A 20,764-nucleotide genomic window follows, 5' to 3' on the forward strand; every position below is an offset into this window, starting at 1 on the left:
GCGGATTGCCGGCGCGGTGGGTGGCGCCGAGGCCAGCATCCGCGCGTCGATTGCCGACGACGTCGTGCTGGCCGACGCGCTGCAGGCCGCGCGCGACCAGGTCTTCGCCGCGCGCCGCTCGCCACGCAGCCGCCGCCAGACCGATCTGGTGCTCGGCCTCATCGAGCTGCGTGACCTGTTGTTGGCCAGCCGTCTGGACATCGAGCTGCTGGGCCAGGACTTCCCCGGCCGGCAGTGGCGCTCCGCGCTGGCCGACACGCTGCGCCACCTGGCCGACGTGCTGGCCGCGCTGGCCGATACCGTGACCGCGGGCGCCCCTCTGCCCGAGGTGTCGGCCGATGCCTGGCGCGCCCAGCTCGCCGCCCGCCTGGCCGACGTCAGCGCACCGGCTGGCGACTCCCGCAACCACCTCGTGTCGGCCCTGCAATCACGTGTCGGCCACATGCTGGACGACGTCGCCAGCATGGTCGCCCGCCAGGCCGCGGCCGACGACCCCGCCAGCCCCTGGACACCCGAGCGCCTGGCGCCCTTCGTATCGCCCGAGGGCTGGCCGCTGGCCGCGCTGAAACCCCACCTGACGCTGCAGTCGAGCGTCATGCGCCATGCGCTGCGCTCGGCGCTGGCGCTGTCTTTCGCCTATGCGCTGGGTGCGGCTCTGCCTTGGGCGGCGCATCCCTTCTGGCTGATGCTGAGCGTGGCGGTGGTGCTGCGCGGCAACCTGGAGCAGACGCTGTCGCGCCGCAACGACCGCATCGCCGGCACCATGCAGGGTTGCCTGCTCGTCATGCTGCTGGCGCATGTGGACTGGGTGCCTTTCCTGAGCCTGTGCTTCATCGCCGCCGTGGGCGTGGCCCACGCCTACGTGAACCGCCGCTACCGCGTCGCGGCGACGGCGGCCACCCTGATGGCCCTGCTGCAGCCGCTGATGCTGGCGCCCGGCAGCGACCCCTTCATCGGCGAGCGCCTGGCCGACACCGTCATCGGCGCGGGCCTGGCCTGGCTGTTCAGCTTCGTGCTGCCCTCCTGGGAGCGTGCCGCGGTACCGCGCCTGGGCGCGCAGCTGCGCGGCGCGCTGGCGCGGCATGCCGGCAACATGCTGCAGTGGCGGCCCAGCCCCGACGCCCAACTGGCGCAGCGCATCTCGCGCCAGCAGGCCTACACGGCACTGGCGGCGCTCGCCGGGGCGGCGCAGCGCACGCGCGTGGAGCCCGAGAGCGTGCGCCTGCCCGACGCTGAAATCGAAGCGGCGTTGAGCCATGGCTACCGCTTCATGGCCCTGCTCGGCGCGGTGCAGCAGCAGGTGCAGCGCCGCAGTGATCGCCTGGACCCGGCCCGCGCCGAGACCGCGCTGCCGCTGGCGCGCAAGGCCTGTGTCGACATCCTCAACGGTGAACCCGCCACCGGCACCGACCCCGCCGAAATCCCCGACGCCAATGCCGGCGCCTGGCCCGAGCACCTCGGCCAGCAAGACCTGACACCGTGGCTGTTGCGCCGCTTGCGGCTGTGCCGCATCGAGGCGCGCGAGTTCATCGCCGCGCTCAACCAACTTCAACCCCCCGCAGGAGAACAGACATGAGCATCCAAACCCGCGCCGCCGTTGCCTGGAAGGCTGGCGCCCCGCTGAGCATCGAAACCCTGGACCTGGAAGGCCCGCGCGACGGCGAAGTGCTGGTGGAAGTGAAGGCCACCGGCATCTGCCACACCGACGACTTCACGCTGTCGGGTGCCGACCCCGAGGGCCTGTTCCCGGCCGTGCTGGGCCACGAGGGCGCGGGCGTCGTGCTGGAGAGCAAGGTGCCCTGGCTGAAGCCGGGCGACCACGTCATTCCGCTCTACACGCCGGAATGCCGCGAGTGCAAGTTCTGCCTGAGCCGCAAGACCAACCTCTGCCAGGCGATCCGCTCGACGCAGGGCAGGGGGCTGATGCCCAATGGCACATCGCGTTTCTCGCTGAATGGCGAGCCGATCTTTCACTACATGGGCACGAGCACCTTCGCCAACCACATCGTCGTGCCGGGCATTGCGCTGGCCAAGATCCGGCCCGACGCACCCTTCGACAAGGTCTGCTACATCGGCTGCGGCGTGACGACCGGCGTGGGCGCGGTGCTGTTCACGGCCAAGGTGGAGGCCGGCGCGAATGTCGTGGTCTTCGGTCTGGGCGGCATCGGGCTGAACGTCATCCAGGGCGCCAGGATGGTGGGCGCCGGCAAGATCATCGGCGTGGACATCAACCCGGCGCGCGAGGCGATGGCGCGGCAGTTCGGCATGACGGATTTCGTGAACCCGAAGGACGTTGGGAACGTCGTCGACCACATCGTGCAGCTGACCGATGGTGGCGCGGACTACTCGTTCGAATGCGTCGGCAATGTGCAGCTGATGCGCCAGGCGCTGGAGTGCACCCACAAGGGCTGGGGGCGCAGCATCATCATCGGCGTGGCGCCGGCTGGGGCCGAGATCGCGACGCGGCCGTTCCAACTGGTCACCGGTCGGCATTGGGAAGGATCGGCGTTCGGCGGCGCCCGCGGCCGCACGGATGTGCCCAAGATCGTCGACTGGTACATGGAGGGCAAGGTGAAGATCGACGAGCTGATCACGCACAAGCTGCCGTTGGAGCGGATCAATGAAGGGTTCGAGCTGATGCGGAGGGGGGAGAGCATTCGCTCGGTTGTGGAGTTTTAAGGGTTGCTTTTACGACAACACGCCAGCCCACCCCTCACCCCTCCCGATCCCAAACCACCCCCTCCTCCGTCAACATCGCATCCAGCGCCACATCCAGCGCACTCGGCTTGAGCAGCGGCAAAAAACCATGCGCATACCCGATGCCCACCGCCGCCGGTCTGGGCTTCATCTCGGCCAGCGTCTTGTCCATGAAGCCACCGCCATAGCCCAGCCGCAAGCCGCAGGGCCCGAAGCCCAGGCAGGGCACCAGCATCAATTGGGGCTGGAACTCCTCGGTGCCCTTGGGCTTGGGGATGTGGAAGGCGTCCTCCTCCATCGGGCAGCCCGGGTACCAGACGTGAAAGCGCAAGTTGCCGTGCGCCTTGTCCACGACCGGCAGGCCGATGCGGCGTTCGGGGTGGTCTTCGGCCCAGCGATACAAGGCCGGCAGCGGGTCGAACTCGCCCTTGATGGGCCAGTAGGCGCCGATGGTGGTCTCGCGCCGGCGCAGCAGCCAGACGCGCAGCACTTCCTGCAGGTCCGCGGCCAGTTCCAGCCGCTTGGGCAGGGCCAGGCGTTGTTCGATCAGCTTGTGCCGGATCGCGGCGCGGTCGTTGGCGTCCATGGGCCGCGAGATTACCTGCCGCGTGGTCGGGTGGCGGTGCGATATTTCGCCGCATGACCGCGCCCGACCCCTTCACCGCCTTCTGCCTGGAATTGCTGGCGCCGCTCGGGCCCGTGCGCGCGCGGGCCATGTTTGGCGGGCAGGGGCTCTACATCGACGGCCTGTTCGCCGCGCTGATCGCCGGCGGCGAGCTCTACCTGAAGGTGGACGACGCGACGCAGGCCCGCTTCGAGGCGGCGGGTTGCAGGCCCTTCACCTTCACGATGAAGAACGGCCAGCAGATGTCGATGCGCTACTACCGCCCGCCCGAGGAGGCGCTCGAGTCGCCGCCGCTGATGCAGCCCTGGGCGCGGTTGGCCTTCGAGGCGGCCTTGCGTGCCGCGAACGCCAAGGCGACGAAGCCGGCCGCCAGGAAATCAAAGACCAAAAATGCGGCGACCCAGCGAAGCCCGCCCGGCCGAGGCTGAGGTGGGCGGCACCAGCAGCTCGAAGTCGGCCGCCGGCCAGCCTTCCAGCACGGCCGTCTGGCCGGCCGACAGGGCGACGGTCTCGCCGGCCTGCAGCCACTTGTCCTCGGCCGGCTCGTCGGGCGTGCCGGACAAGGTCAGCCAGATGCGGCCGCGGCATACCGCCAGGCGGCGCGCTTCGGCGCTGCCGGCCAGCGTCAGGGCCCGGCCGCCGTCCAAATGCCATACAGATTGCGCATCAGTCATCATGACTCTCCTGGGTTGATGTGCGGGATTCTGCTTAGGTCACCCAGGGCGGTCCAATGATTGCGCCGCAGCGATTGATACCATCCGCGCATGAATCTGCCTCTCCGACAACGGCCGCTCTCGATCGGCCCGCTGCGCGCCTTCGAGGCCGTCGCGCGGCTGCTGTCCTTCCGCGCTGCGGCCGATGAGCTGAGCCTGACGCAGTCGGCCGTCAGCCGCCAGATCCAGTCGCTGGAGGAGGAGATCGGCTGCGTGCTGTTCCTGCGCGGCACGCGCCGTGTCGAGCTGTCCAGCGATGGCGCCCAGCTGCTGCCGACCGCGGTGGCCGTGCTGTCCAAGCTGGACCAGGCCGTGCGCCAGATCCGCCGCTCGCGCGGCCGGCGCGTCGTCAACGTCAGCACCTTTGCGTCGTTCGCGTCGCTGTGGTTGATCCCGCGCATGGAGGCCTTCCAGCGCGAGCACGAAGACATCGACATCCGCGTGTCGGCCTATGACCGCAAGGTGGACCTGGAGGATGGCGAGATCGACCTGGCGCTGCGCTACGACGACCGGCCCTCCGTGCCGGCGGACGCCGTGCAGCTCTTCGAGGAGACGTTGTCGCCCTGCGTCAGCCCCTGGTATCTGCAGAAGCCGCCGGCGCCGCTGAACAAGCCCGCCGACCTCGCCGGCCATGCCCTGGCCGAGGAGGACGACGCCCGCCCCAGCGCCGAGTTCTTGAGCTGGCGACGCTGGTTGACGGTGCAGGGCCAGGCCGACCTGCAGCCTCGCCGCTGGCTCTACCTGAACTTCACCTACCAACAGGTGCAGGCTGCGCTGACCGGCCAGGGCGTGGCGCTGGCCCGCCTGCCGCTCGTGCACGAGCACGTGCAGCGCGGCGAACTCGTCGAGCCCTTCGGCAAGGCCGGCCGCCTGGGTTGCCCGTTCAGCTACTGGCTGATCACCGGCCCGAACGCGGCGCGCCGGCCCGAGGTGCAGCAGTTCGCCGACTGGGTGAACCAGCAGGCCGCCATCACGCGCGATCAGCTGACCGGGGTCTGACGATGTGCAAGCGCGCGGCGCTCTATGGCCTGGCCCTCGCGGCGGGCACGGCCTTGCTGCAGTGGCTGGACTACCGCCACCTCGCCCGCGCGCAGTCCGAGACGGTCTATGTCGCCTTGGTCGCGGCGGCCTTTCTGGGCCTGGGCGTGTGGGCCGGCGTCCAGCTGCTTGGCCGCCGCGCGCCGCCGGCCGAGCCTTTCGACGGCAACCCGCAGGCGCAGGCCACGCTGGGCATCAGCCCGCGCGAGCGCGAGGTGCTGGAGCTGCTGGCGGCGGGCCTGGCCAACAAGGAGATCGCCGCGCGCCTGCATGTGTCGCCGCACACGGTCAAGACGCATGTGGCTAAGCTCTACGAGAAGCTCGGCGCCCGCCGGCGCACCGAGGCCATCCTGAAGGCGCGGGAGCTGGGTTTGTTGCGCTAAAGGGCTGATTTCGGCGAAATCACCCATTTGTACGATGGCCCTGGCGGCCCGAACATCGTTTCATGACGGCATCCATCACGCCGCCATGAGGTCCCCATGCTGAAAACCATCCTGTCCTTCGGCGCCGCCGCCGGCCTGCTCGCGGGCGTGCCGCTGTTCGCCCTGCTCGTCCTGAACCGCGGGGCGCCGCCCGAGCACGGCATGATCATCGGCTACCTGATCATGCTGGTGGCGCTGACCCTCGTCTTCGTCGCCATCAAGCGCCGGCGCGACAACGAGCTGGGCGGTGTCATCCGCTTCTGGCCGGCCTTCCTGCTCGGCCTGGGCATCAGCCTGGTGGCCGGCATCGTCTACGCGGCCGCCTGGGAAGTGACGCTGGCGGTCACGAAGATGGACTTCGGCACCGAATGGGCCAAGGTCTATCTCGCGCAGGGCAAGGCCAAGGGCCTGCCGGAGGCCGAGCTGGCCAAGCTTGCCGCCGAGATGGACGAATTCAAGCTCATGTACGCCAACCCGCTGTACCGCTTCCCGATGACGATGGGCGAGATCGTGCCGGTCGGCCTGCTGGTGTCGCTGATCTCGGCGGCGCTGTTGCGCAACCCGCGCTTCATGGCATCGCGGCGCCGCTGAGCCGCCTGCCGCCTGAAGCCTAGGGCGCTTCGGCCGACACGGCGTGCGCCAGCGCATCCGCCAGCGCGGCATGGGCGCGCAGCACCCGCGTCACGCCCATGTCGCGCAGCCAATGCGCTTCCTCGTCGGTACGCGCCACCACCGCGCTCTTCAGCGCCGGGTTGAGCTGTTGCGCGATGGCGAGCATGGCGGGAACGCCGCGCACATCGGTCACCGTGACGACGAGCCATGCGGCCTGCGCGATGTGCGCCTGCACCAGCGTCATCGCCTCGGCCGCCTCGCCCAGCACCGCTGCCTGGCCGGCGGCACGCAGTCGCTCGACGATGTCGCGTTCGCTGTCGACGACGACGACCGGCCGGGCGCCCAGCCGTTCGAGCAGCGCGGCACCGATCGAGCCATGGCCCACCAGAACGATCTGCCCGGCCAGCGCGCTTTCGGGCGTGTCGGCCGGCAGCTCGGCCAGTGGGTCGTCGCGCGCCTCCAGCTGCCGCGCCCAGGTCGAGCGCTTGAGGACCCAGCGTCGCAGCGGCTCCACGCCCGCGAACAGCACCGGGTTCAGCGCGATGGAGACGATGGCGCCAGCGACGACCAGGCTGGTCGCCTCGGGCGGCACCAGCTTGAGGTTGGCCCCCAGGCCCATCAGGATGAAGCTGAACTCGCCGATCTGCGCCAGGCTCACTGCCACCGTCAGCGCCGTGGACAGCGGGTATTTCAGCAAGATCACCAGCACGGCGGCCGCCACGGTCTTGCCGACGAGGATGACCGCCACCGTGGCCAGCACGGCCATGGGCCGCTCGATGAGGATGAGCGGGTCGAACAGCATGCCGACGGCGACGAAGAAGAGCACGGCGAAGGCATCCCGCAGCGGCAGGCTTTCATGCGCGGCGCGCTCGCTGAAGGCGGACTCGCGCAGCACCAGGCCGGCGAAAAAGGCGCCCAGCGCGACGCTGACGCCGAACAGCGCCGCCGCCCCGACCGCCAGGCCGATGGCCGCGGCCACGGTCGCCAGCGTGAACAGCTCGCGCGAACCGGTGCGGTTGACCTGCCACAGCATCCAGGGCAGCAGGCGCCGGCCGGCGATGAGCATGACGGCCACGAAGGCCGTGACCGCCAGCAGCGTCGTGATGATGGTGACGGCGAGATTGCCTTGTGCCCCACCATCACCCTGGCCGCCCAGCACGGGGATCAGCACCAGCGCCAGCACCATGGCCAGGTCTTCCACCACCAGCCAGCCGACAGCGATGCGGCCATTGCCGGTATGCAGCAGCTCGCGCGACTCCAGCGCGCGCAGCAGCACCACCGTGCTGGCGACCGACAGCGCCAGGCCAAAGATCAACGCGGCGCCCAGGTCCCAGCCCCACCACCAGTGCGCCATCGCCGCGCCCATGGCCGTCGCCGCGGCCATCTGCACCAGCGCGCCGGGCAGGGCGATGCCCTTGACCGACATCAGGTCGCCCACCGAGAAATGCAGGCCCACGCCGAACATCAGCAACATCACGCCGACCTCCGACAGCTGCTGGGCCAGATGCACGTCGCCAACAAAGCCCGGCGTGTGCGGGCCGATCAGCACACCGGCCAGCAGATAACCCACCAGCGCCGGCAGGCGTGCCCATTGCGCCAGCAGACCCAGCACCAGCGCCAGGCCGAAGGCGGCGGCCAGCGTGGAGATGAGGGTCATGTTCTCGTGCATCAGTCGGGGGCGATCACTTCGCGTTCGGTGAGGATGAGCGTCAACGCGCGGTCGTGCGCCTCGACGGCGAAATGTGTCTCGGCGCCCGACCAGGCCAGGCCGATGGCCGCCACCCCCGGATGCGCCGCCAGCCAGCGGTCGAAATAGCCGCCGCCGTAGCCGAGGCGGAAGCCCTCGCGCGTGAAGCCCACGCACGGCACCAGCACGACGTCGGGCACGGCGACCGCGCCCGTGGACGTCGCGATGCCGCATTCGTCCTGCGCGGAGGGCAGGCTGCCGTCCCAGCGGCGAAACACCATCCCGGCCGGCTCGCGGCGGGCGAACGGCAGGGCGCGCGGGTAGGGCAGTTCGCCGGGATCGAACTCGCCCGGCAGCGGCCAGTACACGCCCAGCAGCTCCGGCTCCAGTTGTGCCAGCAGCTCGTTCAGCGCACCGGACAGCGCCGCCTGGGCGGTCTGGAAGGCGGGGCTGGCCGCAAAGTCGCGGCGCGCGGCCAGCAGCTCGCGGCGCTGCACGGGGCGGTCGGGGTGGGCGGGGCTCATTGGCGGGATGGTTGGGCGGTCGGCATAAATGGAGGGCGGCGTATTAAAACCCATGGGGCAGGCAGTCCTCAGGGCTGAGGACGACTCGGGTCTGCGGGCTGGCTGGCAGGCGCCTGCGGGGCTATGGTCGCTGCCGTCGCCACTCCAGGAAGCCGCCATGTCCACGCCCGACGCGCCCTACCACCCCATCATCTATGTGCGCGGCTATGCCATGTCCCGCGGCGAGATCGACGAGACCACGGCCGACCCCTTCTGCGGCTTCAACCTCGGCTCGACCATGTACCGCGCGGTGCCCAACAAGACCGAACGACCGCGCAAATACGTGTTCGAGTCGCCCGTCGTGCGGCTGGCGTCGGAGTACCAGTACCAGGATGTCTACGAAGACGGCTACGACATCGTCGACGCCGAGTGGGAGGCCGATTCCCTGGGCAAGCCCACGGGCAACAAGCTCGGCAGCCGCTGCATCGTCATCTACCGCTACTACGACGCCGCCTCCACCCACCTGGGCAGCGGCAAGACGCCCGAGATCGAGGACTTCGCCAGGGGCTTGTCCGAGCTGGTGGCCCGCGTGCGCGACCTGGTCTGCGGGAACCCCGACAACAAGATCAAGCCCGCCGACTTCCGCTGCTACCTGGTGGCCCATTCGATGGGCGGCCTGGTCTGCCGCGCCTTCCTGCAGAACCCGGCGCTGGACACCGAGAAAGTGTCCAAGCATGTCGACAAGTTCTTCACCTACGCCACGCCGCACAACGGCATCGACGTGCTGGGCGTGAACATCCCGTCGTGGCTGGGCGTCAACGACATCTCCAACTTCGACCGCGACAAGCGCATGCCGGCCTACCTGGACCTGGCCGCCGCCGCCAAGAAGCACAAGCGTGTCGACCTGGTGCCCGAGGCGCGTTTCCCGTCGCGACGCATCTTCACGCTGGTGGGCAGCAACCGGCTCGACTACGAGGCCGCCGCCGGCATGTCGCGCAGCTTCGTCGGCCATGGCAGCGACGGCCTGGTCAAGATCGAGAACGCGACGCTGTGCGGCCTGGACGCCAAGGGCAACCTCACCGAGCAATGCGCCAAGGCGGTGGTCTACCGCGCCCATTCGGGCTTCTTCGGCATCGTCAACAGCGAGGAGGGCTTTCAGAACCTGGCGCGCTTCCTGTTCGGCGACGTGCGGGTGGACCTGTGGCTGGAGATCGAAGAGATCCGGCTGCCCGACAAGGTGCAGGCGCAGGCCGACGCCGGGCGCGCCGTCAACGCCCTCTATCAGATCGAGGTGCTGGCCTCGCCGCGCGGCAAGCTCTGGTATCTGACGCGGCGCACGACCGAGGAAGACTCCGTCGCCTGCGTTGCCCATGCCGACTGGCAGAAGAACGCGAGCCTGTACCTCAGCAGCGTCTTCCTCGCCAACCGGGCGCGGGTCAACATGCAGCGCAAATCGCTGGCCTATGGCATGACGCTGGGCGTGCGCGTGCCCGACTACGAGATCGAGAAGCGCCTGTGGCTCAACGAGCACTTCGAGGGCGGCTACCTGTTCCGCAACGCGCTGATCCTGGAGATGGTGCCGCCGGTCAACGAGGGCGACGCCTGGAAGGTCAAGTACGCCTGGCAGGACGCTGGCGTATCCATGGCCGACACCGAGATCAAGGCGACCCAGCTGAAGTCCGGCCGCATCGAGGTCAGCGTGCCCTTCGACAGCAGCACCGTCGCCGCCAACGGCAAGATGAAGCCGACCAACCCCGGCATCCGCGGCCGCCTGCGCTTCGAGATCGAGGGTTGGAACCAATAGGGATTCCCCCCTGGGTTAAATTCGTCCGGTGGGCGTGAGCGCTGGACGCAGAGGTAGTAGGCATGACGGCGGTGAAGTGGTGGCTCGGGCTGAGCCTGATGTGGGCGCTGGGATGCGGGGCCCAGCCGGGGCCAAGCGACCTGGCCGTGCAGGCGCGCGAGGCCTGGGTCAAGCGGGACCGCCCGCGGCTGGCCTCGCTTGCCGACGCCGCGCGCCGCCAGAACCACCCCCTGGCCGGCTGGGTCGACTACTTCGACCTGAATGCGCGCCTGGCCGAGATCCGCCAGCCCGACATGGACGCCTTCTATGCGCGCTACCCCGGCAGCTATGTCGAGGACCGGCTGCGCAACGACTGGCTGCTGGAGCTGGGCCGCCGCCGCGATTGGGCGAACTTCCGGCGTGACCACGCCAGCTACCAGATGCGCGACGACCGCGAGGTGGCCTGCTATGTGCTGCTGGCCGACCACGCCGCCGGCGGCAAGGTCGCCAGCGACGCGGCCCGGGATGCCTGGATGGCGCAGAAGGACGGCGACGACGGCTGCCAGCAGCTGGCCAGGGCCATGCTGGAGGCCGGCCAGTTCAAGCCCGACACCGTCTGGGCCAGGGCGCGCTTGGCCATCGAGCAGAGCCGCCCGCGCGCCGCGCGTCAGGCCGTCGCGCTGCTGGGCAGCAAGGCCTTCGACCAGAAGCTGGCCGAACTGCAGGACAACGCCGGCCGCTATCTGACACGCAAGGCCCGCACCTCGCCGCGCGCCGAGGCAGAACTGACGGCCATGGCCCTGGCCCGCGTCGCGGCCAACGACCCCGAGCAGGCCGGCGACCTGCTGGGCGACAAGTGGAGCCGGCTGCCTGCCGACCTGCAGGCCTGGCTGTGGGTGCAAATCGGCCGCCAGTCGGCGCTGCGCCTGCAGGACGACGCCGTGGCCCCCTTCGAGCGCGCCCACAAGCTCGCGCCCGAGCTGGACTGGAGCGACGACACCCTGGCCTGGGCGGCCCGCGCCGCGCTGCGCGCCAAGCAGCCGGCCCTCGCGCTGCGCGCCATCGAGAAGATGAGCCCGGCCGAACAGCGCGACCCGGCCTGGGTCTACTGGAAGGCCCGCGCGACGCGCATGCAGGGCGATGCGCCCACTGCGCGCGCCCAGCTCGCTGCGCTGGCGGCCTCGCCCCAGGCCGGGCCGCTGAACTACTTCGGCCGCCTGGCCGCCGAGGATCTCGGCCTGCCGACGCCGCTGCCATCGCCCCCCGCGCCGCTGACCGCCGAGGAACGCCGCGCCGCCCGTCAGCACCCCGGCCTGACGCGTGGCCTGCAACTCATCGACCTCGGTCTGCGCAGCGAGGGCGTGCGCGAGTGGAATTTCTCGCTGCGCGGCATGGGCGACCGCGCCCTGCTGGCCGCCGCCCAGGAGGCCTGCGACCGCGAGGTCTGGGACCGCTGCATCAACACCAGCGAGCGCACCAGGGCCGAGATCGACATCGCCCAGCGCTACCCGCTGCCCTTTCGCGCCGAGCTGACGCGCGAGGCGCAGAACGCTGGGCTGGATGCGGCCTATGTCTACGGCCTGATCCGCCAGGAGTCGCGCTTCGTGCTGGATGCGCGCTCGCATGTCGGCGCGTCGGGCCTGATGCAGGTCATGCCCGCCACCGCCAAGTGGACGGCCAAGAAGGCCGGCCTGGACTACAGCCCGGCGCGCATCAGCGACCGTGACTTCAACCTGCGCATCGGCACCCACTATCTCAAGCTGGTGCTGGACCGCTTCGACGGTGCCCAGGCCCTGGCCGCGGCCGCCTACAACGCCGGCCCGGGGCGCCCGGCGCGCTGGCGTGAAGGCCCCGTCATCGACGCGGCCATCTGGGCCGAGAACATCCCTTTCACCGAGACGCGCGACTATGTGCGCAAGGTGCTGCTCGGCGGCGCCGTCTACGCCCAGGTGCTGGGCCTGCCGGCCACCCGTTTGCGCGAGCGGCTCGGCACCAGCGTCGGTCCGGCCGGCATGCGCGCCGCCGATGTCAGTGATGTGCCGCCCGCGGCGGTGGGGGATGCCAAGTCATGAGCTTTTCTGTTCTGGTTCTTGGCGGCGGCGGCTTTGTCGGGCGCGCGCTTTGCGAGCAGCTGACGCGCCGCCTCGGCGCGGGCGTGCGCATCACCGTGCCGACGCGGCGCCTGGCCCATGCGCGCGACCTGCAGAGCCTGCCCGGCGTGACCGTCTTGCAGGCCGATGTCTTCCGCGACCTGGCGGCCCTGCTGCCTGGTCATCATGCCGTCGTCAACCTGGTCGCCATCCTGCAGGGCAGCAGCACCGCCTTCGAGCATGTGCATGTGGAGCTGCCCAGGCGCATCGCTGCCGCCATGGCCGCGGCCGGCCCGCGTCGCCTCGTGCATGTCAGCGCCCTCGGCGTGGCAGAGCACGCGCCCTCGCGCTACCTGCGCAGCAAGGCCGCCGGCGAGGCGGTGCTGCAGGTCGCCACACAGACCGGTGCACTGGAGCTGAGCTTGCTGCGCCCGTCGCTCGTCTTCGGCGACGGCGACAAGAGCGTCAACCTGTTCGCCCGGCTGCAGGGCCTGTTCCCGCTGATGCCGCTGGCCGGCGCGGGCGCGCGGCTGCAACCGGTCTGGGTGCAGGACCTGGCACGCGCCCTGGTCGAGGTGCTGATGCGCCGCGACACCATCGGCCAGACCTTCGAGATCGCCGGCCCGCGCGAGCTGACGCTGGCCGGGCTGGTGCGCCTGGCCGGCCGCGTGTCAGGGCATGAGCGGCCGGTGCTGCCGCTGCCCGGGCCGCTGGCCACGCTGCAGGCCCTGGCCATGGAGTGCCTGCCCGGCGAGCCCCTGCTGTCGCGCGACAACCTGGCCTCGCTGTCCGTGCCCAATGTGCCGAGTGGCCAGCTGCCCGGCCTGGCCGAGCTCGGCATCACGCCGGCCTCGCTGGAGGCGGTGCTGCCGACCTATCTCGCGCCCGGCGCCGGCGTGGCGCGGCTGGATGCGTGGCGCGCCAGGCATTAATCCGTTGCGGATTGCTCATCCCGCCAGAGGTCAGGCGCGGATAGGCTAGCGGCCATGAAGCTCTACATCGGCAACAAGAACTACTCGTCCTGGTCCATGCGCGGCGGCGTACTGCTGGCGGCATTCGGCATTCCCTTTGAGGAGGTCAAGCTGCGCTTTGACTTCAGCGAGGGCTCGCAATGGCACCGCGTCATCTCGGCCATCACGCCGACCAAGCGCGTGCCGGTCATCGTCGAGGACGATGGCTTCACCGTCTGGGACACGCTGGCCATCACCGAATACATCGCCGACCGCCACCCCGAGCACGCCATCTGGCCGCGCGCCGTGAAGGCTCGTGCCCGTGCGCGCACGCTGTGTGCGGAGATGCATGCCGGCTTCACGCGCCTGCGCACGGTCTGCCCGATGAACATCGAGGTGTTTTTCCCCGACGTCGGCGCCAGGCTCTGGGCGGAGGACGAGGCGCTGCGTGCCGATGTGGTGAGGCTGGATGCGGCCTGGAGCGATGCGCTCGCCGGCAGCGGCGGGCCCTTCCTGTTCGGCGAGTTCAGTGCGGCGGATGCCTACTTCGCACCGGTGGCGGTGCGGCTGAGCCGCTTTGGCCTGCCGGTGTCAGCAGCGGCCGCAGCGTATCGCGATGCGCTGCTGGCGCATCCGGCGGTGCAGGACTGGGTGGCGGATGCGCTGCGCGAGCAGGATTTCATCGTCGAGGACGAGCCTTACCGGAAGGGCCGCTGATCATGTTGGAACTGCGGCCCAGCTGTGAGCATTGCGCGGTGGCGTTGCCGCCGGAGTCGGTGCAGGCGCGCATCTGCAGCTTCGAGTGCACGTTCTGTGCAGGCTGCGCCGAGCGGCTGCTGAGCAACGTCTGCCCCAACTGTGGCGGCGGCTTTGTGCCGCGGCCGGTGCGGCCGGCGCGGGATTGGCGCGGTCGCAACCACCTTGGGGCGTATCCGGCGCGGACCGAGCCGAAGGTGAGGCCGGTGGACCTGCCAGCGCATGCGGCCTTGGTCACGGCACTCGGCGGCTTGCCGCCGGAGAAGCGCTAACGCGCTGCGTGATCAGGGGGGACGGTCGGCATCCCCGAGCTGCCAGACAATCCGAACGCCCGACCGTATCGCCACCAGCGATGCCGGGGCCGCTAGCCGAACCCGCTGAGATCCAGGACCGCCGCATGAGCCTCTACGTCGACCACCTCGCCACGCTGCAACACCAGGCGGAAGCCGCACTGGAACGCACCGGCTTCGACGCGCTGCTGATCGCCGCCGGCATCGAGAAATACGCCTTCCTCGACGACCGGCCCTATCTCTTCCAGGCCAACCCGCACTTCAAGCACTGGCTGCCGCTGAGCAACCACCCGCACTCCTGGCTGGCCGTGCGCCCGGGCGAGAAGCCGCGCGTCGTCTACTACCAGCCCGACGACTACTGGCATGTGCCGCCGAGCGCGCCCGGCGGTGAATGGGTGGATGCCGTCGAGCTCGTCGTCATCCGCGAGCCTGAAGAGGCCGCCAAGGCGCTGGCCGACGTCGTCACGCCGCGCACGGCCATCGTCGGCGAGCCCGACGCGGCCCTGGCCGGGCTGCTGCCCAACAACCCCGAGCCGCTGCTCAACCTGCTGCACTGGGCGCGCGGCGTGAAGACGCCCTACGAGCTGGCCCAGATGCGCGCCGCCCAGCGCCGTGCCGTGCCGGGGCACCTCGCGGCGCGCGCGGCCTTTCTGCGCGGCGAGAGCGAGGCGGGCATCCACCGCGCCTACCTCGTCGCGACCGGGCACACCGACCGTGACCTGCCCTACAGCAACATCGTCGGCCTCAACGAGCACGCCGCGGTGCTGCACTACCAGTACCAGGACGAGAGCCCGCCGGCCGAGGTGCGCAGCTTCCTCATCGATGCTGGCGCGCAGGTGAACGGGTATGCCAGCGATATCACCCGCACCTGGGTCGCGCCTGGCCATGACGAGTTCGCCGCATTGATTGCGGCGATGGAGCGCGAACAGCTCGCCTTGGTCGACGAGGTCCGCGAGGGCGTCGACTACCGCGACATCCACCTCAGCACCCACCGCCGGGTCGCCCGCGTGCTGCGCGAGGCCGGCCTCGTCGACATGAGCGACGAGGCCATGGTGGAAGAAGGCGTCACCAAGCCCTTCTTCCCGCATGGCATCGGCCATCTGCTGGGCCTGCAGGTGCACGACGTCGGCGGTTTCATGGCCGGCGAGACCGGCGGCGTGGCGGACAAACCCGAGGGCCACCGCTACCTGCGCCTGACGCGGCCGCTGCAGGCGGGCATGGTGGTCACCATCGAGCCGGGCCTGTACTTCATCCCGACGCTGCTGCGCCAGCTGCGCGCCTCGCCGCAGGCGGCGCAGGTGGACTGGGCGGCAGTGGAGCGGCTGTCACGCTACGGCGGCATCCGCATCGAGGACGACGTGGCCTGCCGCGCGGCCGGCGAGGCGCCGGAGAACCTGACGCGGGACGCGTTCGCGGCCGCCTGATGCGCGGTGCAGCCGTGCTGCTGGTGCTCGCCTGCACCGGCGCGTGGGCCGCCGACGCGCAGCTCGGCCGCGTGGAGGTGCAGGGCGAGGCTGCAATTGCGCGCGAGAAGAAGACGCTGGCCCAGCTCTTCAAGGCTGAAGCGCTGTTCCAGAAGTACCGGGCGCTGGCGCCGGACGCCGCGCTGACCTTCAGGGTCTACGCGCGCAAGCAGGCCGAGGCGGCGCAGAGCCTGGAGCTTGGCCTGAAGACGCCCGGAGGACGCCAGCCTGTCGTGCTGGACGCCCAGGAACGCTTCGTCATCGACCCGGCCTGGCGGCGGCTGGACCCGGCGACGGAACTGCGCAGCCGCCTGGCCGACGGCCGCGTGACGTGGCGGCCCGACATCCGCACCCCCGGCGTGGCCGATGGGGAGCGCCGCCTGGGCGACCTGCGGCTGCAATGCCGCGTCGGCTTTGGCAGTGGCGTGGCGCGCGGCAGCAGCTGGTTCGGCGGGTTGCTGTCGTTCAGCTTCGACGACTGCTGGGATGCCGACTGGAGCCCCAGCAACTTTGCCGACCGGCCCGTCTTTGCCGTCACGCTGGTGCACGGCGAGCGCCGGCTGACGCTCAGCGCGCGGCTGCTGCACGGGCTGCGCGACGACGGCGGGCCGGACTACGACTGGGGCTATTCGCTGCGCGAGCGCATGTTCCGCCTGCCCATTGGCGACGCGAGCTGGCCGGACGACACGCGGGTTGTCTTCGAGGCCATGGACGACCCGCCCGCGCCGCCCAAGGCCAGGCTGCGGGCGCTGAGGGATGACTGGGTTCAGGCCGCGCTCGCCCTGGCGCCCGGCATGCGGCCCGCCGAAGTCGCCGAGCGCCTGGGCGCCGCCAGCGATGACCTGCGCTTTGAATCGGGCCGGCGGCTGCAGCGCCATCTGCGCGAGGTGACAAGGCCAGGCGGGGCGCTGGCCCTGGAGCTCGTCAGCCTGTTCGACGCCGACGACCGGCTGCTGAAGACCGCGCTTCGGCCATTGGCGGGCCCGGCTCAGCGCCCGCTGCCGCCTTGAGGGTGCAGCGGGCGGATGCGATGGCTCAGTTGCCGCAGCCCGTCGCCGCCAGGCGGTTGTAGGCGGCCTTGGCCAGCACCAGGCCGAAGCCGAACTCGGCGTCCTTGCCCGGACGGCCGAGTTCCATGGCGCTGGCATTGAGCACCTGGCGGATCTGCTTGCTGCTGCACTTGGGGAAGTGGCTCCACACCAGCGCTGCAACGCCCGACACATGGGGTGTCGCCATCGACGTGCCGTTGAAGCTGGCGTAAAGGGCAGGGTCGGGCACCACGTTGACGGTGGCGCTTTCGCCGAGCTTGGTCAGCAGCACATCGCCAATGGCCGAGCTGGTGCCGACGGACGGGATGGCCGTCGGCACGCCGCCCAGGGTGCCGAACAACATGCCGCGCCCCAGGCTGTTGTAGACCACGGCCGCAACGCCGCCGCTGTTTTGGCAGTTCACGACCTTCTCGGCGAACGAGACGGCACCGCGCTGGATCAGGCAGACCTTGCCCGCCGCGCCGGCGTCGGCCGCTGTCCCCAGGCCAAAGTCGTAGAGCGCGGCCGTGGCGCTGAGCCGCGGCGAGCCGGTCATGGCCGCTGCGTCGTAGGCGGTGCCCGACACCGTGAGCTGGCCCAGCGACTCGAGGTTGGGCGGAATCGTCGACAGCGTGCCCGCGCCGGGCGCGGCGATCTCGACGTCGTTGTTGACTTGCGAGAAGCCGGCGCGCTGCTTGTTGGCATCCAACGCGCCGACGGACATCACCTCCTCGTAGCCCGCCGGATACGACGTGCTGGTGTCGCCGTCGTTGCCAGCGGCTGCAATCGTCAACACGCCGTCGTTCAGCAGGCTGCGGAACACCCGGCGCTCGGCCTGGCTGGGGTCACCCCCACCGAGCGACATGCTGATGATGTTGGCGCCGGCGTCGGCGCAGCGCGAAACGGCTTCCATCACCGTCGATGACGAAGCGGAGCCGGTGGCGTCAAACACCTTGGCGATGTGCAGCTTGAGGCGGCCGCTCGGGTTCACGCCCACCACGCCGATGCCGTTGCCGCCCAGGGCGGCGACGGTGCCGGCCACGTGGGTGCCATGCGAGTTCTCGTCGGAGTCCCAGGTGCCGGAGCCGGTCAGGTTGACGCCGCTCACATTGCCGTTGGTGAAGTTGGCGGCGAGGTCCGGGTGGGTACGGTCGATGCCGGAATCGACGATGCAGAGCTTGCGGTTGCCGGTGAGCGCGTCATGCACCTGAGGGGCCTGGACCATCGCGATGCCGAAGGGCAGCACCTCGCTGCCGGTGGTCGGTGTGTCGACGGCCGTGGCCAGGGGCTGGGCCGCCGCGTCCATGGTGCGGCTCTGGGCGCCGAGCAAGCGGCGTTGTGCATCGGGCTCAATAAAGTCAACACTCGCGCTGGCCTGCAGGGCTGACAGCCCGGCGGTCGGCATGCGCACGGCAAAGGCGCTGGCCCGGCCGAGCTCGCGCACGATCTTGCCGCCCGCGTTCTCGACTTGCTGGCGCACCGCGGCGGCCTTGCCGGTCTTGTAGGCCACGATCACCGACTGGGAGTCGGCGACCGGTGCCGCCGGGACGGAGATGGACAAAGCCATCACGGCCAGCGCGAGTGCGCTGTGACCGATGGGAAGCTTGGGTGCGCGCATGGGGTGTGCCTCGTGAGCAGTGTTCGGGGAACCGATTTTGGTAGCACGACTGGGCCGCGCGGTATCGGTGCAAGCCCATTGTGTTGCCACCCGTTCAGGGGGCATCTCGCCCGGCAGGCTTCAAAGGCGGGCAGCGCATCCGCCGGACGCGCCACCCAGCAAGGCTAGCGGCCGGGGTCGCCGTAGAGCACGCCGCGCCCATGCGTGCCGACGTAGACGCGGCCAAACACCTTGGGGTCGCCGCTGACCTGCAGGATCAGCCCCCATTGATGCGCGTCGTCGTTGATGCGCCGCCAGCTTGCTGCCCCGTCGGTCGAGCGGAAGATGCCGTATTGACCCGAGACGGTGCCGACGAGATAGAGGGCCGGCTCGCGCGAACCCGGCGCCGCGCGGCCAAAGCCGAAGGCGTGGATCTGCGAGACGGCGGGCTGGCGCCTGAAGCGCTGGCCATCGCCGGCACGGTACAGGCCGTGGAAGGCCGCCAGCCACAGCTCGCCCTCGCGGCCCGGCGTGGCGTAGAGGCGATCCTGGCCGCCGCGGTTGTCGCCCCGGCCGGTGAGGTTGTGGCTGCCGGTGGCCGCGCGTGTGACGGGGCCGTCAGGCAGGGCGAGGGGCCGAGCGTTGAAGCTGATGCCGGCGTCATCGCTTGCATACAGCTTGTCGTCGAACAGCGCCATCGCGTGGAAACGCCGCGGGTTCACGCGGTCGGCGATGACGCGGGTGTCGGCGGGCAGGCCCTTCACGGCCGTCCAGCTGTCGCCACGGTCATGGCTGACGTGGGGCGTGCTTCCCTTGGGTGTCCAGACCCAGGCCTTGCCGTCGGCGGACACGGCCACGTGGCCGTCGCCGGACTTGGCATCCGGCACGCTGGCGGGTTGGTGCCAGGTCTTGCCGCCATCCAGCGAATAGCCGAGGTTCTTGCCGCCGTCGCGGGCGTGGCCGATTCGCACGATGACTTCGGGCGCGGCCTCCGCGCCGGCCACGTCGTGCGTGTTGCCGAAGAAGGGCGGCTTGGGATTGCCGGGCGCGGGTTTGTCGAGGTCGGCATGCACGAAGCCCGAGTAGTCGCCGATGGCCGTCACCAGCGGCACGCCCTGCGTCGGGCTGTGCAGCGCCAGTGCCACCGTCTCCTCGATGCCGGCGGCCATGACGCGCCAGTGTGTCGGCTTGCCGGCGTCGGCCTGCGTCAGGTCCAGCGTCTCCCAGCCACCATAGCCGGTGGTGAACAGCGCGTGATCGGGATTGGCGGGATTGATCTTGACGTCGTAGAGCCAGTGCAGGTGGGTGTCCGCGACATAGGGCGCCAGCGCGGCATCGAAGCTGGCGCGCTTGAACAGCGGCAGCCACGTCGCGCCGCCGTCCGTGCTGCGGAAGAGCTCGTCGCCGCCGGGGCGGCCGGCGGTGCTGGCGAGCAGCCGCTGCGGGTGGGTGGGGTCCACCGTCACGGTGGCATAGCCGAAGGGCTTGGTCGCGCTGGGGCGCTCGGGGGTGATGTCGGCCCAGGTCTGCGCGGCGACGTCGTAGCGCCACAGGGCGCCATCCTTCATGCGGTGCGGGCCGGGGTCGCTGGCGTAGGCGACGTACAGGCGCCCGTCGCCGGCCAGCGCGGCCCGCATCGGGCGGTGCTGCGTGGGCGCACCCGGCACGGCCTGCCAACTCGCGCCGGCATCGCGGCTGACCCACAGCCCGGGCCGGCCGACGACCGACACGCCCGCATAGATCGTGCGGCTGGGCTGACCGCGCGTGCCGCTCGCGGGGTCGAACAGCACGAAGTTGATCGTGGCCTTGCCATCGCTGCCGCCCCAGCTCGGCAGGGGCCCGTCGGATGCGTCGCGGCGCCAGGCCGAGTCGGGGAAGGCGTCGACGCGCTGCCACGTCACGGCGCGGTCGGTGCTGCGCCACAAGCCGGCGAAGCGCGTGCCGAGGTAGAGCACGCGGCCGTCGTGCGGGTCCACCGCCAGGCGCTCGCCATTGCCGCGCCCGCCCTCATTGCCGCCGAGCTTGAAGGGCAGTTCGGTGCGCTGGAAGGTGCGGCCGCGGTCCAGCGAGCGCAGCACCGCGCCGTTGGGCGCCGCCGGGTTCGTGTAGGTGCCGCAGGCGAGATAGAGCGCGTCCGGGTTGTTCGGGTCGACAGCCAGGCTCTCGACACCCATCAGATTGACCTCGGCCAGCGGCAGCCAGTCCAGCAGCGGTTGCCAGGCGCCCGTCGCGGTGTCGCGGCGGTAGGCGCCACCCATGTCGGTGCGGGCATACGTCAGACCCGGCACCGCCGGCTGGAAGACGATGCCGTCGACAAAGCCGCCGCCGACGATGGCGACCGGGCGCCAGTTGTAGGGCGCTTGGGCCGCCGGTGCGGCCTGGGCCGACGCGCCGGCCAGGGCCAGCAGGGCAGCGCCCAGCAGGGGCTTGATGGGGTTCATGTCTCCGGCACCGTCTTATTGGATGGGTCGGTAATCGTAGTTTGTTCGTCCGATGAACAAATCAGGCTT

The 20,764-nt window shown here is 70.5% G+C and carries 19 protein-coding genes; 13 read left to right on the forward strand and 6 right to left on the reverse strand.

The genetic code is table 11. The features are described 5' to 3' along the window. Together ACT6S0_RS15060 and ACT6S0_RS15065 are read left to right on the forward strand one after the other, a co-directional pair. Positions 1-1,576: FUSC family protein (locus ACT6S0_RS15060; protein WP_444764616.1), on the forward strand; the 1,576-nt coding region annotated here is incomplete at its 5' end. A 2-nt stretch (positions 1,577-1,578) separates the two neighbouring features. Continuing rightward, positions 1,579-2,679, forward strand: a complete 1,101-nt coding sequence (locus ACT6S0_RS15065) for an S-(hydroxymethyl)glutathione dehydrogenase/class III alcohol dehydrogenase (RefSeq protein WP_444764639.1) — start codon at positions 1,579-1,581, stop codon at positions 2,677-2,679. A 34-nt stretch (positions 2,680-2,713) separates the two neighbouring features. On the opposite strand, the gene ACT6S0_RS15070 is transcribed toward ACT6S0_RS15065, so the two are convergent. Further along, on the reverse strand, positions 2,714-3,283 hold the full coding sequence (locus tag ACT6S0_RS15070; protein ID WP_444764617.1) for a 5-formyltetrahydrofolate cyclo-ligase: 570 nt from the start codon (positions 3,281-3,283) through the stop codon (positions 2,714-2,716). Positions 3,284-3,336: 53 nt separating this feature from the next. Between ACT6S0_RS15070 and ACT6S0_RS15075 the strand changes: the two genes are divergently transcribed. After that, positions 3,337-3,750: a TfoX/Sxy family protein gene (locus ACT6S0_RS15075; protein WP_444764618.1), complete on the forward strand. Its 414-nt coding sequence runs from the start codon at positions 3,337-3,339 to the stop codon at positions 3,748-3,750. Here the strand turns inward: ACT6S0_RS15075 and ACT6S0_RS15080 are convergent. Further along, a complete protein-coding gene (locus ACT6S0_RS15080) occupies positions 3,700-3,996 on the reverse strand; it encodes a DUF2917 domain-containing protein (RefSeq protein WP_444764619.1) in 297 nt (98 codons plus the stop codon). The genes ACT6S0_RS15075 and ACT6S0_RS15080 overlap by 51 nt on opposite strands. Positions 3,997-4,086: 90 nt before the next feature. Between ACT6S0_RS15080 and ACT6S0_RS15085 the strand changes: the two genes are divergently transcribed. The 3 genes from ACT6S0_RS15085 to ACT6S0_RS15095 all read left to right on the forward strand — a co-directional run bounded on the left by ACT6S0_RS15085 (position 4,087) and on the right by ACT6S0_RS15095 (position 6,086). Further along, positions 4,087-5,034 (forward strand): LysR substrate-binding domain-containing protein, encoded by a 948-nt coding sequence (locus ACT6S0_RS15085; RefSeq protein ID WP_444764620.1) that lies wholly within the window; start codon positions 4,087-4,089, stop codon positions 5,032-5,034. A 2-nt stretch (positions 5,035-5,036) separates the two neighbouring features. Then, positions 5,037-5,456 (forward strand): response regulator transcription factor, encoded by a 420-nt coding sequence (locus ACT6S0_RS15090; protein WP_444764621.1) that lies wholly within the window; start codon positions 5,037-5,039, stop codon positions 5,454-5,456. Between the two features lie 96 nt (positions 5,457-5,552). Continuing rightward, the gene (locus ACT6S0_RS15095; RefSeq protein ID WP_444764622.1) at positions 5,553-6,086 is read left to right on the forward strand and encodes a DUF4199 domain-containing protein; all 534 of its coding nucleotides are present in this window, start codon (positions 5,553-5,555) and stop codon (positions 6,084-6,086) included. A gap of 19 nt (positions 6,087-6,105) precedes the next feature. Here the strand turns inward: ACT6S0_RS15095 and ACT6S0_RS15100 are convergent, their stop codons facing one another. After that, a complete protein-coding gene (locus ACT6S0_RS15100; protein WP_444764623.1) occupies positions 6,106-7,776 on the reverse strand; it encodes a cation:proton antiporter domain-containing protein in 1,671 nt (556 codons plus the stop codon). Then, positions 7,776-8,318 carry a 5-formyltetrahydrofolate cyclo-ligase gene (locus tag ACT6S0_RS15105; protein WP_444764624.1) on the reverse strand — a complete coding sequence of 181 codons (543 nt, stop codon included), beginning with the start codon at positions 8,316-8,318 and terminating at the stop codon, positions 7,776-7,778. Before ACT6S0_RS15105 ends, ACT6S0_RS15100 begins: the two co-directional genes overlap by 1 nt. A 157-nt stretch (positions 8,319-8,475) precedes the next feature. Between ACT6S0_RS15105 and ACT6S0_RS15110 the strand changes: the two genes are divergently transcribed. The 7 genes from ACT6S0_RS15110 (at position 8,476) to ACT6S0_RS15140 (ending at position 16,639) form a co-directional block, all read left to right on the forward strand. Beyond that, positions 8,476-10,101 carry an esterase/lipase family protein gene (locus ACT6S0_RS15110; protein ID WP_444764625.1) on the forward strand — a complete coding sequence of 542 codons (1,626 nt, stop codon included), beginning with the start codon at positions 8,476-8,478 and terminating at the stop codon, positions 10,099-10,101. Between the two features lie 62 nt (positions 10,102-10,163). Next, positions 10,164-12,152 (forward strand): transglycosylase SLT domain-containing protein, encoded by a 1,989-nt coding sequence (locus ACT6S0_RS15115; protein ID WP_444764626.1) that lies wholly within the window; start codon positions 10,164-10,166, stop codon positions 12,150-12,152. Further along, a complete protein-coding gene (locus tag ACT6S0_RS15120) occupies positions 12,149-13,102 on the forward strand; it encodes a complex I NDUFA9 subunit family protein (protein WP_444764627.1) in 954 nt (317 codons plus the stop codon). Before ACT6S0_RS15115 ends, ACT6S0_RS15120 begins: the two co-directional genes overlap by 4 nt. A gap of 54 nt (positions 13,103-13,156) precedes the next feature. Further along, positions 13,157-13,837: a glutathione S-transferase gene (locus ACT6S0_RS15125; RefSeq protein ID WP_444764628.1), complete on the forward strand. Its 681-nt coding sequence runs from the start codon at positions 13,157-13,159 to the stop codon at positions 13,835-13,837. 2 nt (positions 13,838-13,839) lie between these two features. Beyond that, positions 13,840-14,148: a DUF1272 domain-containing protein gene (locus ACT6S0_RS15130; protein WP_444764629.1), complete on the forward strand. Its 309-nt coding sequence runs from the start codon at positions 13,840-13,842 to the stop codon at positions 14,146-14,148. Positions 14,149-14,273: 125 nt separating this feature from the next. After that, the gene (gene pepQ / locus ACT6S0_RS15135) at positions 14,274-15,590 is read left to right on the forward strand and encodes a Xaa-Pro dipeptidase (protein ID WP_444764630.1); all 1,317 of its coding nucleotides are present in this window, start codon (positions 14,274-14,276) and stop codon (positions 15,588-15,590) included. Then, entirely contained in the window at positions 15,590-16,639 is a 1,050-nt protein-coding gene (locus ACT6S0_RS15140) for a hypothetical protein (protein ID WP_444764631.1), read from the forward strand. Before pepQ ends, ACT6S0_RS15140 begins: the two co-directional genes overlap by 1 nt. Positions 16,640-16,664: 25 nt before the next feature. Here ACT6S0_RS15140 and ACT6S0_RS15145 read toward each other — a convergent pair whose 3' ends face one another. Both ACT6S0_RS15145 and ACT6S0_RS15150 read right to left on the reverse strand, forming a co-directional pair. After that, the gene (locus ACT6S0_RS15145) at positions 16,665-18,275 is read right to left on the reverse strand and encodes a S8 family serine peptidase (protein WP_444764632.1); all 1,611 of its coding nucleotides are present in this window, start codon (positions 18,273-18,275) and stop codon (positions 16,665-16,667) included. Between the two features lie 164 nt (positions 18,276-18,439). Beyond that, on the reverse strand, positions 18,440-20,695 hold the full coding sequence (locus ACT6S0_RS15150) for a WD40/YVTN/BNR-like repeat-containing protein (protein ID WP_444764633.1): 2,256 nt from the start codon (positions 20,693-20,695) through the stop codon (positions 18,440-18,442). Between the last annotated feature and the right edge of the window lie 69 nt (positions 20,696-20,764).

Source organism: Roseateles sp. (genome assembly GCF_052436255.1).
In the GTDB taxonomy this organism is placed as follows: Bacteria; Pseudomonadota; Gammaproteobacteria; order Burkholderiales; family Burkholderiaceae_C; genus Pelomonas.

Bases quoted from the DNA above. Each gene is read 5' to 3' on its own strand.
- ACT6S0_RS15070 (WP_444764617.1), bottom strand. From the start codon at position 3,283: ATGGACGCCAACGACCGCGCCGCGATCCGGCACAAGCTGATCGAACAA.
- ACT6S0_RS15075 (WP_444764618.1), top strand. From the start codon at position 3,337: ATGACCGCGCCCGACCCCTTCACCGCCTTCTGCCTGGAATTGCTGGCG.
- ACT6S0_RS15080 (WP_444764619.1), bottom strand. From the start codon at position 3,996: ATGACTGATGCGCAATCTGTATGGCATTTGGACGGCGGCCGGGCCCTG.
- ACT6S0_RS15085 (WP_444764620.1), top strand. From the start codon at position 4,087: ATGAATCTGCCTCTCCGACAACGGCCGCTCTCGATCGGCCCGCTGCGC.
- ACT6S0_RS15090 (WP_444764621.1), top strand. From the start codon at position 5,037: ATGTGCAAGCGCGCGGCGCTCTATGGCCTGGCCCTCGCGGCGGGCACG.
- ACT6S0_RS15095 (WP_444764622.1), top strand. From the start codon at position 5,553: ATGCTGAAAACCATCCTGTCCTTCGGCGCCGCCGCCGGCCTGCTCGCG.
- ACT6S0_RS15100 (WP_444764623.1), bottom strand. From the start codon at position 7,776: ATGCACGAGAACATGACCCTCATCTCCACGCTGGCCGCCGCCTTCGGC.
- ACT6S0_RS15105 (WP_444764624.1), bottom strand. From the start codon at position 8,318: ATGAGCCCCGCCCACCCCGACCGCCCCGTGCAGCGCCGCGAGCTGCTG.
- ACT6S0_RS15110 (WP_444764625.1), top strand. From the start codon at position 8,476: ATGTCCACGCCCGACGCGCCCTACCACCCCATCATCTATGTGCGCGGC.
- ACT6S0_RS15115 (WP_444764626.1), top strand. From the start codon at position 10,164: ATGACGGCGGTGAAGTGGTGGCTCGGGCTGAGCCTGATGTGGGCGCTG.
- ACT6S0_RS15120 (WP_444764627.1), top strand. From the start codon at position 12,149: ATGAGCTTTTCTGTTCTGGTTCTTGGCGGCGGCGGCTTTGTCGGGCGC.
- ACT6S0_RS15125 (WP_444764628.1), top strand. From the start codon at position 13,157: ATGAAGCTCTACATCGGCAACAAGAACTACTCGTCCTGGTCCATGCGC.
- ACT6S0_RS15130 (WP_444764629.1), top strand. From the start codon at position 13,840: ATGTTGGAACTGCGGCCCAGCTGTGAGCATTGCGCGGTGGCGTTGCCG.
- pepQ (WP_444764630.1), top strand. From the start codon at position 14,274: ATGAGCCTCTACGTCGACCACCTCGCCACGCTGCAACACCAGGCGGAA.
- ACT6S0_RS15140 (WP_444764631.1), top strand. From the start codon at position 15,590: ATGCGCGGTGCAGCCGTGCTGCTGGTGCTCGCCTGCACCGGCGCGTGG.
- ACT6S0_RS15145 (WP_444764632.1), bottom strand. From the start codon at position 18,275: ATGCGCGCACCCAAGCTTCCCATCGGTCACAGCGCACTCGCGCTGGCC.
- ACT6S0_RS15150 (WP_444764633.1), bottom strand. From the start codon at position 20,695: ATGAACCCCATCAAGCCCCTGCTGGGCGCTGCCCTGCTGGCCCTGGCC.